Source organism: Leeia speluncae (assembly GCF_020564625.1).
In the GTDB taxonomy this organism is placed as follows: Bacteria; Pseudomonadota; Gammaproteobacteria; order Burkholderiales; family Leeiaceae; genus Leeia; species Leeia speluncae.
Genome location: NZ_JAJBZT010000002.1, coordinates 223,584 through 239,533, shown reverse-complemented (window position 1 = coordinate 239,533; position 15,950 = coordinate 223,584). Strand labels below are relative to the sequence as shown.

Here is a 15,950-nt window from a genome sequence, read left to right as displayed (position 1 = left end):
GGGCTGTGATTAAGTTGAAATCATAGCGTATTGTTTTTCTATATGGGATTCTTTTTGACTAAGGATGTGACAATATGCCGCGATTTGGGTGATAGGAAGAGGGTAGAATATTAAGAATGAAAATCGCCGATGTTGTCTCTGCTTACCGCCAGTTATCAAATGGTATTGCTTCGATTAGCCTATCGAAACTGATTGCTATTCGCTGGGCAAATATCTTGTTATTGCTACTTGTTGCGCTCTGGGTGAAATGGGTTTGGCATTTTGATCTGCCTGCATTGCCTATTCTTGTGATTGGTTGTTTTCTGGTTCTGCATAACACCCTATGGCATGTGCAATTGATTCACTTAAAAAAAGATGTGCGATTAAGTGATGTAGATGTCTTTAAGCAACTGATTATCGACGTGACGGCATTTGCGCTGTTGATGTTTTTCTCCGATGGCGCCAGTAACCCGTTGGCTGCGTTAATGTTGTTGCCGGTTGTTTTTACTACGATGCTAAGAACGCAGTGGGTACCTTGGGTATTTGGCAGCTATACGCTCATTCTTTATGTGCTGCTGATGAATTTTCAGGTGCCCTTGATGCAGGCGGCAGATAATCCTGCTAGGGCATGGTTACTCCATCGACTGGGTATGGGAGTCACGTTTACATTTAGTTTGGCGATCTTAATCTATTTGCTAACGCGGATGAATCAGGCGCTACGCTTGGGTGATGCGGCATTAGCTCAAGCGCGTGAAAAAACGCTTCAACATGAGCGAGTGATCGCATTGGGTGCGCAAGCAGCGGGTGCCGCGCATGAATTAGGTACGCCACTCAATACCTTGCAGTTGTTAGTCGATGAAATGGACAGTTCCGGGTCTTTAGATCGAGAAGATATTTTGTTGATGAAGCAACAAATTGGGGTCTGTAAATCTATCTTGTCTTCATTGTCTGCTCGCGCTATTCCAGAAGCGGGGGCGCAACAGTCTCCCCCTATGTTGGTGACGGACGTACTGGATTTATTACTCAATCGATGGGATTTGTTAAGACCGAGCGTGCCGATTGAAAAGGTATTTCAACCTGCGCTGTTGGTGCGCTATCAACTAGCTTGGTCTGATTGGTTAACACAAGCAATGATGAATTTACTCAATAATGCAGCCGATGTATCTCCCGCAGCTGTTGCTTTGGATTGTGTCGTGAACGATGACTTCGTGCAGTTCTCTATCCTCGACCGGGGCCCTGGCATGCCCACAGATCAAATAGCCGTATGGGGAACAGATAAGTTGGCTAGTACAAAAGGTGGCATGGGGATTGGTTTATTACTTAGTAATACCGCTATTTCGCAACATGGTGGTGAGATTCGCCAACTGCCAAGAGAAGAGGGTGGCACTCAGTTGGTGGTGACCCTCCCGTTAATCAAAGGACTTGTTGACAATGCATGAAGATTTACCGCAACTGTTATTGGTTGACGATGATGAAGCATTTCGACGGGTGGCAGCGCGAGGCTTATCAAAGCGTGGGTTCGCTGTTACTGTCTGCACCTCTGCAGAAGAGGCAAAAGTCATTTTACCGACAATCCTCCCGGATTATGCATTGCTGGATTTGAAAATGTCGGGGGCAAGTGGTCTCTCATTAATTCCCGACGTACTGGCGGTTGCCCCCCTTTGCCGAATCGTGATGTTAACGGGTTATGCTAGTATCACGACTGCTGTAGAGGCTATTAAACTAGGGGCGACACATTACCTGCCAAAGCCTGCTGGCATGGATGAAATTATCGCTGCATTTGATCGCTTAGACGGTGATTTAGACGCAGCGGACGATGTGCAACCGATGTCTGTTGATCGATTGGAGTGGGAGCATATTCAACGTGTACTGGCCGAACATGATGGCAATATTTCTGCGACTGCACGGGCGTTGAATATGCATCGACGCACCTTGCAACGCAAACTAGGTAAACGCCCCGTCAAACAATAGCGCATACCTTATACAAAGAAGGACTTGGCATCATTTGATTTATCAGGGGTAGAATAAAGTTTTTACACGAAGGGAAATGGCCATGTCTTCTTTGTTGTCAGATCAATTGCCGGATGATGAATTGTTTCAGAATGGTTTGGCGAAACGTCGACAGGTCATGGGCGATGCCTTCGTAGAAAAAGCCTTTGCCAATGTGGATGATTTCACCGCGCCTTTGCAAGAGTTTGTCACTAGACAAGCATGGGGAACGGTATGGAATCGGGATGGGCTGGATCTGAAAACCCGAAGTCTCATGACGCTTTCGATGTTAACTGCCATGGGGCGCGCGCAAGAGTTACAAGGTCATGTTCGTGGCGCGCTAAATAATGGCGCGACAGTAGATGAAATTCGCGAAGTCTTTATTCATGCCGCCGTATATTGCGGAATGCCTTTGTGCATTGATGCTTTTCGTGCGGCACAGCCGATTATTCAAGATTATTTAGCTAAACAAGCGACAGAAGGTGAGCAAAAGTAATTTTGCTGATCAATCAAAATAGGACAATCCATATGAGAATCAGTGCATCATTTGATGCGGGTAGTATCCGAGTTGTGTCATTAGATGAAGAAAGTGGTGTGATTCATTTAGAAATTCCAAATGATCATCAGTCTGAATTCGCACAATGGTTTTACTTTCGTTTAGAAGGCGCCGCAGGAGAAACCTGCGAGCTGCATTTTGATAACGCAGCAAGCTGTGCATACCCGGAAGGTTGGGTGGATTACCGCGTGGTGGCGAGTTATGACCGTGAAAACTGGTTCCGCCTGCCAACTGAATACGACGGTAAGGTGATGTCACTTTCGGTGACGCCAGAGCACGATCTCATGTACTTTGCGTACTTTGAGCCTTACCCTTGGGAACGCCACCTGAATTTAATCTCAACGGCACAAATGCACCCGGATTGCCGCGTGCATCATTTGGGTGAAACATTGGATGGCCGTGATCTAGATGTCTTGCAGATTGGCGAAGATGCCGATCATAAACGTGTTGTGTGGCTAACTGCGCGCCAACATCCGGGTGAAACCATGGCGGAATGGTTTGTCGAAGGGGCGGTTCAGCGCCTGTTAGACCCAGCAGATACATTAGCGCGTGAGTTGTTGGAATGGGCCGTTTTCTACATCGTACCGAATATGAACCCTGACGGCAGTTGCCGCGGTCATTTAAGAACCAATGCGGCTGGTGTGAACTTGAACCGTGAATGGGCCAACCCAACCATGGAGCGTAGCCCAGAAGTGTACTTAGTACGCGAAGCGATGCGTGAAACAGGTGTAGATCTCTATTTAGATGCACATGGCGACGAGAGCATTCCGTTTAACTTTGTGGCTGGCAGCGAGGGAAATCCTGGCTACCATGCAGGGCGTGCCGAATTAGAAACGCTATTTAAGCAAGTGTGGTTAGCGACTAATCCAGATTTCCAAGTGAAGCATGGATATACGCCTGATCAGTTTGGTGAAGCGAACATGACACTATCAACGAACCATGTCGCGGATTATTTTGATTGCTTAGCTTACACCATCGAGATGCCATTTAAAGATAACTTTGACTGGCCTGATGAAGAAACCGGCTGGGATGGAGAGCGTAGTCGCCAGTTTGGTGCGTCGGTGCTTTTCCCTGTCGCGGCTGTACTGAGGCGGTTGGGAAAAAAAGCCTAAGAAACGTTGTATTGATGACTTATGCAAAGGCCACTTCAAAGAAGCGGCCTTTTGTTTTCTTATGGAGGGCTTACCACCACCAGCTAACTGCAAAAATGCCTAGCATCATGAATAAAATGGCGAGTTTAAGTGCGGTGCCAATAATGAATCCCAACCAGCTAGCGATACCAACTTTACCTGCTTGTCCGGCATCTCTTCGGTAAAGATATTCCCCTAAAAAGGCACCAATAAATGGGCCAATTAAGACGCCCACCAAGCCAGCAGAAAGGCCAATCAAGGTGCCTAGTGCGGAGCCGATTAGCGCAAATTTACTGGCGCCTACTTTTTTTGCGCCAAACAGACTCGCGAGTAAATCAATCACCAAGGCAAGTACGGTGAGCGCGCCAAGTAGCATGACAACCCAGGTAGGAACCCGCGTGTAATGATCTTGCCACGCTAATATCCATAAACCACCAAACACCAATGGTGGACCGGGCAGCGCTGGTAGTACCGTACCGGCGAAACCAATTAAGATGAGCAATGAGGCGAGTGCTGTAAATAACACCGGGTTATCGTCCAATCATTTCATGTACATCGTAAGTCATCACGGCTAAATAGGTGGTTAGTGCTAAGTAGTAAAAACCATACTTTAACCGCGTCTCGATAGGGGCGTAGTTAACAAAAGCAATTTGTATGATTTTATATGCTTTGCATTTATGTTGTTGTAATTATTTAAGTTTTTCGTTCATTTTGCTGCGATGCATTGCCAGTTAACTACAATTGTCCCCAGATCTTGATAATGCAATTGGCAGTTTACCGAAGGGTTAACTTCGATAGCGCCAGCAAACGAACCGGTAATAATCGGTTGCCCAGCCATGATGGTTCTACCTGTGCTAGTCAGGTGATTCACCAGCCAATAAAGCGGTAGCCAAGGTTGTTGGTTGGGGTGCTTGCCATCGAAGGTTCTGGTTTGATCGCCTTCTCTCAGTGTTAGCACAACAGTGCCGGGCAGATTATCTTTGTGAGCAAGAATGCTTTGGCCGAGAATTAAACCAAGATTAGATAAGCCATCTGCTAATTTGTGCAAAAAGGGTAGGCTGCTAGGATCGGTTACCCGGTAACCAATGATCTCGATGGCTAAGCGAATATCACCAATGGCTGCATGGATCTCTGCTTCTGAATAGGCAGTATCTTTTGGAGGTAAATCCTCTTTAAAAATAAAGGCGAATTCTGGTTCAATTCGCACTGTTCCCTCGAAACTAGTGGTGTTGACGGTGGTTGCCGAAGGCTGATTAACAAGGTTGACCACTTGATTGGCGGGGATGGGGGCGATAATGGTTTTATCGCCAGCCGGTACGCCGCATTTCCAGCCGCCAGTCGTCGTTTGTAAGGCCGCTAATACGGCTTGCTGAATCGCTTCTGCGGTTGGTGCATCAGGAATCTCAACCGCTAAGGATGCGCTAGTGATTCGCTCATGTTGGCTGCGAAGGGTGGCGAGTTGATGGGCAAAAGCGAGTTGTGCTTCGTTGAGCGTGATCATGATGGTTGGAGATCCTTTGCATATGTTACAAAGCCCGGGAGAACCGGGCTTTGTTAGTCAAACAGGCTGGTAAACGTGCTTACACTTTACTAAATGCACGTCCTGCTGCAGCGATAGTTTCGTCGATGATGGCATCATCGTGAACGATAGAGACAAAGCCTGCTTCGTATGCGCTCGGTGCTAGATAGACACCTTCATCTAGCATGGCGTGGAAGAATGCATTGAAACGGGCGATATCGCTCTTGGTGACTTCTGCAAAGTTTTGCGGAATAGTGGGGGTGAAATACACGCCAAACATACTACCCATGCTTTGAGCCGTGCAAGGAACCCCTGCTTTTACCGCTTCGGCTTGAAAGCCAGCCGCCAAGCGTGCTGCGCGTGCGGTTAGGGTATCGTAAAAACCTGGTTGGCGAATTTTGTTTAGGGTAACCAAGCCGGCGGTCACCGCTAATGGGTTACCTGATAATGTACCTGCTTGATACACGCCACCTAATGGAGCGATGTGTGCCATGATATCTTTGCGACCACCAAACGCGCCAACGGGCATGCCGCCGCCAATCACTTTGCCTAGTGTGGTTAAATCTGGGGTAATGCCGTAGCGGCCTTGTACACCGGTGAGGCCGACACGGAAGCCCGTCATCACTTCATCAAAAATCAGCACAGAACCCGCATTGGTACACAGTTCACGCAGGCGCTGATGATAGGCTTGTCCTGGGGCAATCAGGTTCATATTGCCGGCAAATGGTTCGATGATCACCGCCGCAATTTCGTTCCCTTTTTCGGCAAAGACGGTTTCAAGTGCTTCAATATCGTTAAATGGCAAAACCAGTGTGTGTTTCGCGATGTCTTCTGGAACGCCAGCAGAGCTGGTTTGACCAAAAGTCAGCAAGCCAGAACCAGCTTTTACCAACAATGAATCACTATGACCGTGGTAGCAGCCTTCAAATTTCACCAATAAGCTACGGCCGGTAAAACCACGTGCTAAACGAATCGCCGACATGGTCGCTTCAGTGCCGCTAGATACCAAACGGACTTGTTCGATGCTTGGGATCAATTCGCAGATCAGTTCGGCAAGTTCGATTTCGCCTTCGGTTGGTGCGCCAAAAGAAAAACCACGGGTAGCCGCTTTTTGCACGGCTTCGATCACGTCTTTATCGCCATGACCCAGAATCATTGGGCCCCAAGATTGGATGTAATCAATATATTGTTTGCCATCGGCATCCCACATGTACGGGCCATCTGCACGATCAATAAATCTAGGTGTACCACCTACTGATTTAAATGCACGAACGGGAGAGTTCACGCCGCCAGGAATAGTTAGTTGGGCGCGATCGAATAATTGCTGGTTACGGCTCATGAGGGGTTCCTGATTGGTTTACCGCCTGCGTCGTGGGCGCAGATCACATGGAATTAGTTAAGGTAGTAATGGCACTTACTTTGACCATCACATAATCAGGGGGAATTTTACTTGGTTTTGAGGTGCTTGTGGCTGATTTGGCGCAATGAAGATAAGGGGGAGGCTAATGACTTGTGCAGGATGCCAATGACAGTGAAATCAACTGTTTGGTATGGCTAGCTTTTCGGCTTGGCTCCACGCTTTGTTTTGTTTTGCCACAAAGAAATAGCTATATAGATAGCAGAGCCGAATAGGCCAGTATAGAGGCACACCTGATGAAGTGAATGAATAGAAATTAAACCCAGTAAAGGGTTGTTTAAGCTAAATGGAGCGAATGGTTCTACATCATCATGCATTATTCCATCTAGCAGGACATGGCTATATACGCCGGTTAATGCACTCGTAATTGTCACCGTCCAACTGATTGGCAAAAATATTGTTTGTCCGATTAGTCGAAGCCCATATTCTGAAGCGTATTTTCCGGTAAAGGCTGATACCACGCCGACTAAGGTGGCGCCAATCAAGGTGTGAGTAAAGCCATGTACGTGCCCATTGCCATGCAGCATCACGAGTAGTGGTTGCAGATCCATCACGATTTGTGTCCAACCAAATACCATGAGCGAAAAACTACCTTGAAGTAGCGCTTTGACGAATAGGCCGGGGCCCATATGAAATGGAGTGAATGGCATCTTCTATTCTGGTATGAAAATCTGCACGAGTAATTATATGTCAAATGAATTAATTATTCAATCGCAGTCCTGTATCGTATGGCAGACTAAGGGCGCCTTATTAGGCACTGGTATCTATATTTCCTGTGCTGATCGTCAAATTACTCAGCGTGTTGGCGGTACTAGATGTACTCATTTCTTTGGCGATGTTATTGACTTCTTTTAGCATTTTTTCTGTATCAGAAGACATTTGCTTAGCATTCGGAGATCGACGTAATAAATATTTGATGCTGTTATTTAAACTACTTAGTTGCTGAGCGGTCTCTTTAATTTGGGTGGCATCATCCTTTGTGCTGCTGCTAGTCGATGTATTGCTACTCAGTGCCGCTAGGATGGATTGGCCAAGTGCGCTCTTCGTTAAACTTTGGGTGTTATCTGTAGCGGCTTGCGTATTGCTAGTGCTGGTTGTTGCCGTACTAGTGCTGGTGTCTCCTAGTGTTTTTGCCGCTGATTTTAATTGGCTCGCCATTTGTTTGAGTTGTTGTTGAATTGTCTTGGCGGTTTGTGGATCAGCGAAGGTTAAAAGTTTTTTTAATGCATCAATACGTTGTTTGATTTGCGAGACTTGCTGCCTTGCTGCGTCTTTGTCCGAACTAGACAAACTACTCAGCGGGTTATTTGCAGACAAAGACTGACTAAATTGTTGAATCTGCGTGAGTGAGTTTTTCAGCAAACTAAAGCGAGAAAGCGATTGCTCTAAGGCGGATGTTTTCGTGGTTGAGGTATCTGCGGGCAGATTAGATAAGAACACCACTTCTTGTTGGGTGATTTGTAAACGGCTTGCATTACTCAGCGCTGTGTTCGATGAACTTTGCTGCTGAATATAGCTAAATAGTTGATTTAAGGTGTTACCAGAAGGTATTTTGGTGCTCATGTGCGTTCTCCAAACTGCTCTTTGGAAAACGCACTATGTTGTTGTCCATTTAATGAAGTGCGATAAATGGCTTAGCGTTCGTTTTCCGGCCAACTGTTATACGAGTTTTTAGACAGGTATGCATTGGTATATCGGCCATCTTCGGTCACTTCTTTAGCGATCCACTCCGGTTTTTCAAACGGGGTGTTTTCATCGGGTAGTTCGATCTCGGCTAAAACAAGCCCGCTGTTCTCGCCAAAAAATTCATCTACTTCCCAAATATAGCCACCAAACTCAATGCGGTAACGCTTTTTTTCTACCAGCATTGGGCACATGACCGATAGCATGGTGTTTGCGTCAGCCAATGGAATGGCGTATTCAAATTCATGTCGGCTGACGGAAGAAATTTGGCTTTTCAAAGTGAGCCAGGCTTGATCGCCAACGACGCGTACGCGCACGGTGCGTTCTGCTTCGACCGACAAATAGCCCTGTTTGTACCAAACACCTTCTGCGAGTGCTTTCCATGCGTCGCCATTCACTTTAAAGCGACGTTCAATTTCCATTCCCACAATGGGTTCCTTTCCAGCAACTGGCGAATTAGAAGGGTTTAACCACCACTAATAACACGATGATGACTAATGCGATGACGGGTACTTCGTTAAAGAAGCGGTACCAGTTATGGCTGCGGGTATTTTTACCATCGATGAACTGTCGCAAAATGCGCCCACACCAGTGATGATAGCCAATTAGCCCCAAAACCAAGAGGAGCTTGGCGTGTAGCCAGCCGCCTTGAATATGAAAGCCAAACCATAGCCATGCACCAAAAACGATAGTGAGCGTGGAGAGTGGCATCATGAAACGAAACAACTTCGTTGCCATTAATTGAAGATGTTTTTGGGTGTTGTCATCGGTCACCATCGCCATATTGACGAAGATTCTAGGCAAGTAGAACAGGCCAGCAAACCAGCTGGTGACGAAAATGATGTGGAGCGATTTTACGACGGCGTAACTCATATGAAATGCTTATCCTTTGCGGGTGCCGCGAGCTGCCTCGTAAATAGGCACTACTTTGGGCATGGCATTATTTAAGGTGTTCATCCGTGTTTGATCTGATGGGTGGGTCGACAAAATTTCTGCGGGTTTGCTGCCACCTGTACTACCCATTTTTTGCCAGAGAGATATCGCTGCGCGAGGATCGTAACCTGCACGGGCGGCTAACTCCACACCCATTAAATCCGCTTCTGTTTCATGATCACGGCTGTGCGGTAGGGTGTAAGCCACGGTAAACGCTTTTTCTAACAGATCTTGGCTGCCGGTATCTAGTTTGGCGGCCTTCCCCAAAATATTCAGTGCCATTGAGGAACCATAGGCTTGAGACAAACGCTCGCGCGAATGTTCCCGCAGTGCATGAGAAATTTCATGGCCCATCACTGCTGCAATTTCATCATCCGTTAGTTTTAAACGGGTAATGATGCCAGAGTAGAACATAATTTTTCCGCCCGACATGCAATAGGCGTTGAGCTCATCGCTTTGCATGACGTTGACTTCCCACTGCCATTTCAAAGCATCTTGGCGGAAGGTTGCGACTTGCGGAATGAGTCGATTGGCAATATTGCGCACGCGGGTGGTAAGCCGTTTGTCTGTATTGAGAGTGCGCGCATTGGTTGCTTCTTGAAGCGTTTGGCGGTAAGACGTCGCCGCCATTTGGTCGGTTTCTTGTGCAGAAACCATCATGTATTGCTTGCGGTTAATACCGATCGCGCCACTAGATGTGGTATTAACTTGCTTACATGCAGTAAGGCCGACCACTGCGGCGATACACACGACAAGTGCTTTTTTACCCCAAGTAATCGGCTTCATCTTAGATCTCCACCATTTCGAAATCATCTTTGCGCGCGCCACAATCTGGGCACGTCCAATTCATGGGTACATCTTCCCAGCGGGTTCCCGGGGCTATGTTGTCTTCAGGGCGTCCGGCCTCTTCATCATAGATAAAACCGCAAATCAGGCACATATAGGATTTCATTTTGTTCCTCTTACTGCTACATTCATGGTCATGGCAATCAAAAATAAGTTGAATGCCTACTTTTTACTATTCTACTCGAACGTTCGTTAAGCGCCCACCATGTCGGATACACCTCCAATTGTACTTTCTTTCGCCGCATCAGACCCTACCGGTGGTAATGGTATTCAGGCTGATACATTAACTATTGCTAGCCTAGGTGGTCATCCACTCTCGGTTGTGACGTGTATTACTGTCCAAGACACCGTAGGTGTTGAATCCGTTTATAAGCTAGAAGCCGAATGGATTGCTGATCAGGCCCGTACTTTGTTAGAAGATATGGCTGTTACGGCGTTTAAAATTGGCATGGTTGGTAGCGTGGAAGGGGTAGCGGCGATTGCTGAAATCGTGGCGGATTACCCTGATGTACCGTTAATTATCGATCCTTGTTTGGCGTCTCGTCGTGGAGACGAGTTGGCGGACGATGAAGTGGTGGATGCCATTAACGAAATGCTAATTCCACAGGCGACCTTAGTGGTAGTGAATTTGCTCGAGGCGCGCAGACTATTGCGGGATCGTCTAGACGAAGAAGAGTCTGACGACGAGGACGATGAAGACGCATTAGAAACCATGAGCATTGATGATTTGGCTGCTGGCTTATTGAGCATGGGCGCTGAGTACGTCTTGATTACGGGTACGATGGACCCAACCAACGAAGTGATTAACCGCCTTTACCAAGATCAAGAAGGTAAAGTGCTAGAAACCGCTTGGCAGCGCTTGCCGCATACCTACCATGGAGCAAGTGCCACCTTGTCTGCCGGTATTGCGACAGGGCTAGCGAATGGCATGATGATGCGTGAGGCAGTGTTAGATGCACAAGACTATACCTGGCAAGCGCTGAGTGAAGCATACCGCTTAGGGATGGGAAGCCATGTCCCTGATCGTCTATATTGGGCAATGCAAGATGATGAGGCGGAAGCGTCTTCTGAAGTGATGGATGACTCACGGGATGAGTCGAGTACATTGCAGTAAGTGACTCATCGGCGGTAGCACAACATTCTCCGCCAGCTATGAATATTGGGAATGGATAGTTTTTGTCTATAAAACTCATGCAGTTACCCGCTAAAGTCTATCGTGCGCATTCCTTCTTTACATGGGCTTGGGTGTGGTCAGGGTGGTACCTTTTTATTGACGCCACGTCTGATTTATTGATTAATCAATTAGTCATGGTGGGTATCTGTTTGTCGCTCGGCTTACTGGTCGGGGTGTTACTGCCAAAGCCGAGCCACATCAGCCGAAGCGTTATTCTATTTGCAGTGCTGATTTGGTCTTTCTTATTCGCTGTTCAACTGATTTGGCTATCTAATTTATTTGCGTGGCTACTCACACCGTTGGTGACATGGTGGGTAGTTTCTAGAGGACCGTATGCAGAACTGTCTAAACCAGTTGGCGTGTTTTGGTTTCGGACAACGTTAATTTCGCTAATTCACGGTGCAATGTTTATGCTTCTGATGTTGCTAGCAGGCTTTGTGGTGTGTGGTGCAATAAGTGCTTTCGGTTAACTCACTTAGTGAAAATTCATTGGTGCTGACATTGCGCAAATGGCAAAGATCACGAGTACCACTAACAACAAAATGCCTACGCCTGCGGCAAGCATGAGTAAAATAAATTTTAATACCACCTTCCAAGTCGCTACCGGCGCTTGATCTGCTTTTGTCGCATTGCGCTTCCATCCTGCCTTGACGGCGGCTTGCCGCCACTGTCTCGCCAAACGTAAATTTTTAGGAATACCTAAACCGATTCGGTAAGTTTCCGACAGAATAAACATGGCCTCTGCATGCCCCTGTTGGGCTGCCTTTTCACACCAGTTAAAAGCAGTCGTTAGGTTCTTCTCGACTTCATTGCCATTACCAAAAGCTTTTGCTAGCGCAAACTGTGCGTTGGCATCTCCTTCATTGGCGGCTTGTAATAAATTGTCGATCGGATTGTCCATTTGAAATGCTTTATTGTAGAGGCGAGTGTTTGATATTTATGAGCATATCATGTGCTTTGGTTGGGTTGATAGTTGTAAATACCGTATGATGGCAGTATGTTGACCATTGATTTGCCTCCTTCTCTCTCGCTACAACTGCATGTCTTTTGCCAATGGCTTGGCATTGCTGTTGGCTCTTATTGTTTTCATCGCCGTAAGCATCTCGCCGGTAATGAGTTGATTCGTCAGCATTCATGGTTGCTAGTCTTTGTTGCTTTAGCTGGCGCTTCATTTGGGCTTAAGTTTGTCTCGGTGATTGAAGAACCGCATGCTTATTGGCAGGGCACGTCTTGGATTCAATTAATTCGGCAAGGTGGAACCATTGTTGGGGCAATTTTAGGGGCTTACTTATTTATTGAAGCCTATAAAAAATGGTTTGGCATTCGGCGTTCGAGCGGCGATGTGTTGGTGTTTGGGTTGATGATTGGCATCGTTATTGGACGAGTAGGATGTTTTCTTGCTGGTAGGTACGATGCGACCTATGGCATGCCGACGAGTTTACCTTGGGCGGTAGACTTTGGGGATGGCATTGGCCGTCACCCGACACAGTTGTATGAAATTGCGTTTCTGATGTGCGTGTATATTCTTCTTAACAAGCTTGAGGTGAAAATCGTGTCACAAAATGGCATGCTATTTCGGCTTTTTGTGTTCCTATATATGGCTTGGCGATTATGTATTGATGGCCTAAAACCCATCCCCTTTGTATATAAAGTGGCTGGGGTGTCGATGAGCGGTATTCAATTGGTGTGCTGCTTGGCATTGGTTTGGTTCTTTTATCTCCTATACCTAGATTACAAGGCGCTATCGCGTGGATAGAAAAGTTCGTCCTTATCTCTTTTACGATACGACTCAGGCCTTATGTAGCCATTGTCTGCGCACGATTCAGGCGCATGTGATTTTTCGGGATGAAAAAGTCTTTTTGGATAAATGGTGCCCAGTGCATGGCGATGAGCGGGTGATGATTTCTGACGATGTGGACTATTACAAACTATGCAGAGAGGTCTACGTTAAGCAGCCAGAAATGCCGTTTTATTTTAATACCAAGATGCAGTTTGGGTGCCCGTATGATTGTGGGCTGTGCCCTGATCACATGCAGCATTCCTGTTTGTCGATCATCGATATTAATGAGGCCTGTAATTTGGAATGCCCGGTTTGCTATGCGGATTCTGGCCCAAAAAAGCAGATACACTATGATTTAGCGCGAATCTGCCGCATGTTAGATGTGGTGGTCAAAAATGAAAAAGAGCCGGATGTGCTACAAATCTCGGGTGGAGAGCCGACTATCCATCCGCAGTTTTTTGACATACTAGACGAAGTCAAAAAGCGCCCATTTCGCCATGTCATGATTAATACCAATGGTTTGCGGATAGCTAGTGACGATGTCTTTGTTGAGCGATTGGCGAACTATCAAAAAGGGTTAGAGATTTATTTGCAGTTTGATTCCTTGCAAGACGAGCGTTTGCAAGTCTTGCGGGGCGCATCCTTGTGGCGAATTCGCGAAGCGGCGATTGCGAAACTAAACCAATATGGGATTTCTACCACCTTGGTGATGACGGTCAAAAAAGGGTTGAATGATGATGAAATAGGCGAGGTGATTCGCTATGGGTTATCCCAACCATGCGTCAGAGGGGTGACGCTACAGCCGATTCAAAATGCGGGTAGGGTGGAAAATTACCAATTAACAGATCATAAGCTAACGATTTCTGAGATTCGCCGCAAAATTGCCGAGCAAAGTGGTGTATTTCAGCTGGCCGATGTCATTCCTGTGCCATGTAACCCTGATAATCTGGCGATGGCTTACGCATTAAAACTGGCAGGTGATGTGACACCACTGACGGGTTTGATTGATCCTGCTGTGTTAATCGATGCCTCAAAAAACACGATTGTTTTCGAGACTCAGCCAGACTTAAAAGCACAACTTTTTAAGACGTTTTCAACCAACTTAGATGCGACAGAACAAGCAAATTGTTTGTCTGAATTGATGTGTTGCTTACCTGCTGTTCAACATACCAATCTAAGTTATGAAAATGTGTTTCGTGTGCTGATTGTCAACTTTATGGATGCAGCGACGATGGACATTCGGGCGCTGAAGAAATCGTGCATTCATTTTGCGACAGAAGACAAAATGATCCCCTTTGAAGCATATAACCTGTTTTACCGAACGCCCGCGCAACGAGAAACATTAGCAACTATTCAACAAGAAGTGATGCGGTTTTATGAGCAACGAAGCGTCAAGCCAAACTAATCACACCGCTACACCGCCTGCGCAAATGGAGATCTCCTTTTGGCAGGCGTTTTGTTTTTGGCTTAAATTGGGCTTTATTAGCTTCGGTGGTCCGGCGGGGCAAATTGCCATCATGCATGATGAGTTGGTGACTCGTCGGCGTTGGATTTCTGAAGCCCGTTTCTTACATGCACTGAATTTTTGCATGGTATTGCCGGGGCCTGAAGCTCAGCAGTTAGCAACCTATCTTGGCTGGTTAATGCACCGCACATGGGGTGGGATTGTTGCTGGTGTGTTGTTTATCTTTCCTTCTCTATTGTTGTTGATTGGCTTATCCATTCTTTATGTGAGTTATGGACAGTTACCCGTGATTGCCTCTGTGCTATTGGCGATTAAACCGGCGGTGGTCGCCATTGTTTTGCTGGCAGTGTATCGCATTGCAAAGCGATCCTTAAAACACCCTGTAATGTGGGTGGTGGCGGCCTTGGCGTTATGTTTAATTGCTTTCTTGCATGTGCCTTTTCCGATGATTGTTGCGGGTGCCGCGTTAATTGGTTGGCTACTCATGAAGTGGCGGCCAGATTGGGTGATTGCAACCGGACATCACGCGAAAACACTTTCTCCTGACTTACCGTGTGTGATTGATCATCAAGTGCATCTGGCACATACGCAATTTGCTTGGCGGCGATTAGGATGGGTGATTACGGTTGGCTTGCTACTTTGGTTGGTTCCCTTGTTGCTCATCGCCGGGATGGGCGGTTGGCATCATCCGCTCACTTCAATGGGATGGTTTTTTACCAAGGCCGCGCTACTGACCTTTGGTGGCGCCTATGCCGTTTTACCCTATGTGTTCCAAGGGGCGGTGAATCAGTTTGCTTGGCTTTCATCTTCTCAGATGATGGATGGCTTGGCCTTGGGAGAAACCACGCCTGGGCCGCTGATTATGGTGGTGACGTTTGTTGGATTTTTGGGTGGTTTCCATACCCAATTCTTGGGTGAGCCTACCGCCATTTGGGCTGGCATTATCGCTGCCGTTGTGGTGACTTGGTTTACTTTCCTACCTTCGTTTATCTTTATTTTTGCAGGCGGGCCGTTGATTGAGGCTAGCAGGCAATCTTCTTTTTTTGCAGGTCCGTTGGCGGTGATTACGGCGGCAGTCGTGGGCGTGATGCTCAATCTAGCGATCTTCTTTGCTGAGCATGTGCTTTGGCCTGTAAACGGGTTCGCCACGTTGGATTGGTGGGCTATCTTTGTGTTTGCGGCTTCCATGGTTGCTTTGTTAAGCAACCGATGCTCAATTATCCAATTGGTGCTGGCTTGTTGTGTCGTTGGAGTAATTCGCGCATTTTTGTTCTGAACACAGAAGCAGTCGTCCAATCATCTGTTGCTACAAATTAGTTGGATCTACTCCTATTTTTCCGTAATAGCAGATCGGATTGAGGTGTATTAGTTCGCGCGTCAATTGCACTACATTACGTTCCTGTATGTGGGCGTAAAAAGGGACTCTACGCCGAACGGGCTCATGAGTTGATAATGGATATCATTTGCCTTTTTATTAAG

General features: G+C 46.8%; 19 protein-coding genes. 9 read left to right on the top strand and 10 right to left on the bottom strand.

Annotated elements, in window-relative coordinates; all coding sequences use genetic code 11:
* Window positions 1-116 precede the first annotated feature (116 nt).
* The 4 genes from LIN78_RS04130 (at window position 117) to LIN78_RS04115 (ending at window position 3,636) form a co-directional block, all read left to right on the top strand.
* Window positions 117-1,418: an ATP-binding protein gene (locus tag LIN78_RS04130; RefSeq protein WP_227178785.1), complete on the top strand. Its 1,302-nt coding sequence runs from the start codon at window positions 117-119 to the stop codon at window positions 1,416-1,418.
* Window positions 1,411-1,950, top strand: a complete 540-nt coding sequence (locus tag LIN78_RS04125; RefSeq protein WP_227178783.1) for a response regulator transcription factor — start codon at window positions 1,411-1,413, stop codon at window positions 1,948-1,950. Before LIN78_RS04130 ends, LIN78_RS04125 begins: the two co-directional genes overlap by 8 nt.
* Window positions 1,951-2,032: 82 nt before the next feature.
* A complete protein-coding gene (locus LIN78_RS04120; protein WP_227178780.1) occupies window positions 2,033-2,464 on the top strand; it encodes a carboxymuconolactone decarboxylase family protein in 432 nt (143 codons plus the stop codon).
* A gap of 32 nt (window positions 2,465-2,496) precedes the next feature.
* Window positions 2,497-3,636, top strand: a complete 1,140-nt coding sequence (locus tag LIN78_RS04115; protein ID WP_227178778.1) for a M14 family metallopeptidase — start codon at window positions 2,497-2,499, stop codon at window positions 3,634-3,636.
* 70 nt (window positions 3,637-3,706) lie between these two features.
* Here the strand turns inward: LIN78_RS04115 and LIN78_RS04110 are convergent, their stop codons facing one another.
* The 9 genes from LIN78_RS04110 to LIN78_RS04070 all read right to left on the bottom strand — a co-directional run bounded on the left by LIN78_RS04110 (window position 3,707) and on the right by LIN78_RS04070 (window position 10,146).
* A complete protein-coding gene (locus LIN78_RS04110) occupies window positions 3,707-4,195 on the bottom strand; it encodes a DUF456 domain-containing protein (protein WP_227178776.1) in 489 nt (162 codons plus the stop codon).
* A 165-nt stretch (window positions 4,196-4,360) separates the two neighbouring features.
* On the bottom strand, window positions 4,361-5,155 hold the full coding sequence (locus tag LIN78_RS04105) for a hypothetical protein (protein ID WP_227178774.1): 795 nt from the start codon (window positions 5,153-5,155) through the stop codon (window positions 4,361-4,363).
* A gap of 79 nt (window positions 5,156-5,234) precedes the next feature.
* The gene (hemL, locus tag LIN78_RS04100; protein WP_227178772.1) at window positions 5,235-6,512 is read right to left on the bottom strand and encodes a glutamate-1-semialdehyde 2,1-aminomutase; all 1,278 of its coding nucleotides are present in this window, start codon (window positions 6,510-6,512) and stop codon (window positions 5,235-5,237) included.
* 215 nt (window positions 6,513-6,727) lie between these two features.
* A complete protein-coding gene (locus LIN78_RS04095; protein WP_227178770.1) occupies window positions 6,728-7,240 on the bottom strand; it encodes a metal-dependent hydrolase in 513 nt (170 codons plus the stop codon).
* Between the two features lie 100 nt (window positions 7,241-7,340).
* Window positions 7,341-8,153 (bottom strand): hypothetical protein, encoded by an 813-nt coding sequence (locus tag LIN78_RS04090; protein ID WP_227178769.1) that lies wholly within the window; start codon window positions 8,151-8,153, stop codon window positions 7,341-7,343.
* Between the two features lie 71 nt (window positions 8,154-8,224).
* A complete protein-coding gene (locus tag LIN78_RS04085; protein ID WP_227178767.1) occupies window positions 8,225-8,701 on the bottom strand; it encodes a CYTH domain-containing protein in 477 nt (158 codons plus the stop codon).
* A 28-nt stretch (window positions 8,702-8,729) separates the two neighbouring features.
* The gene (locus LIN78_RS04080) at window positions 8,730-9,146 is read right to left on the bottom strand and encodes a CopD family protein (protein WP_227178765.1); all 417 of its coding nucleotides are present in this window, start codon (window positions 9,144-9,146) and stop codon (window positions 8,730-8,732) included.
* A gap of 9 nt (window positions 9,147-9,155) precedes the next feature.
* Window positions 9,156-9,992 carry a M48 family metallopeptidase gene (locus tag LIN78_RS04075; RefSeq protein WP_227178763.1) on the bottom strand — a complete coding sequence of 279 codons (837 nt, stop codon included), beginning with the start codon at window positions 9,990-9,992 and terminating at the stop codon, window positions 9,156-9,158.
* Between the two features lies 1 nt (window position 9,993).
* A complete protein-coding gene (locus LIN78_RS04070) occupies window positions 9,994-10,146 on the bottom strand; it encodes a rubredoxin (RefSeq protein WP_444543516.1) in 153 nt (50 codons plus the stop codon).
* Window positions 10,147-10,257: 111 nt separating this feature from the next.
* On the opposite strand from LIN78_RS04070, the gene thiD reads away from it, so the two are divergent.
* Together thiD and LIN78_RS04060 are read left to right on the top strand one after the other, a co-directional pair.
* The gene (gene thiD, locus LIN78_RS04065; RefSeq protein WP_227178759.1) at window positions 10,258-11,166 is read left to right on the top strand and encodes a bifunctional hydroxymethylpyrimidine kinase/phosphomethylpyrimidine kinase; all 909 of its coding nucleotides are present in this window, start codon (window positions 10,258-10,260) and stop codon (window positions 11,164-11,166) included.
* 62 nt (window positions 11,167-11,228) lie between these two features.
* Complete coding sequence (locus LIN78_RS04060; protein WP_227178757.1) at window positions 11,229-11,696, top strand: hypothetical protein; 468 nt, start codon at window positions 11,229-11,231, stop codon at window positions 11,694-11,696.
* A gap of 5 nt (window positions 11,697-11,701) precedes the next feature.
* Here the strand turns inward: LIN78_RS04060 and LIN78_RS04055 are convergent, their stop codons facing one another.
* On the bottom strand, window positions 11,702-12,127 hold the full coding sequence (locus tag LIN78_RS04055; protein WP_227178755.1) for a tetratricopeptide repeat protein: 426 nt from the start codon (window positions 12,125-12,127) through the stop codon (window positions 11,702-11,704).
* 96 nt (window positions 12,128-12,223) lie between these two features.
* On the opposite strand from LIN78_RS04055, the gene LIN78_RS04050 reads away from it, so the two are divergent.
* The 3 genes from LIN78_RS04050 to chrA are packed head-to-tail and all read left to right on the top strand — an operon-like array spanning window position 12,224 to window position 15,747.
* The gene (locus LIN78_RS04050) at window positions 12,224-12,982 is read left to right on the top strand and encodes a prolipoprotein diacylglyceryl transferase (protein ID WP_227178753.1); all 759 of its coding nucleotides are present in this window, start codon (window positions 12,224-12,226) and stop codon (window positions 12,980-12,982) included.
* The gene (locus tag LIN78_RS04045) at window positions 12,975-14,411 is read left to right on the top strand and encodes a radical SAM protein (RefSeq protein WP_227178751.1); all 1,437 of its coding nucleotides are present in this window, start codon (window positions 12,975-12,977) and stop codon (window positions 14,409-14,411) included. The genes LIN78_RS04050 and LIN78_RS04045 overlap by 8 nt, the downstream gene beginning before the upstream one ends.
* Window positions 14,383-15,747: a chromate efflux transporter gene (chrA, locus tag LIN78_RS04040; protein ID WP_227178749.1), complete on the top strand. Its 1,365-nt coding sequence runs from the start codon at window positions 14,383-14,385 to the stop codon at window positions 15,745-15,747. Before LIN78_RS04045 ends, chrA begins: the two co-directional genes overlap by 29 nt.
* Window positions 15,748-15,950: the final 203 nt, after the last annotated feature.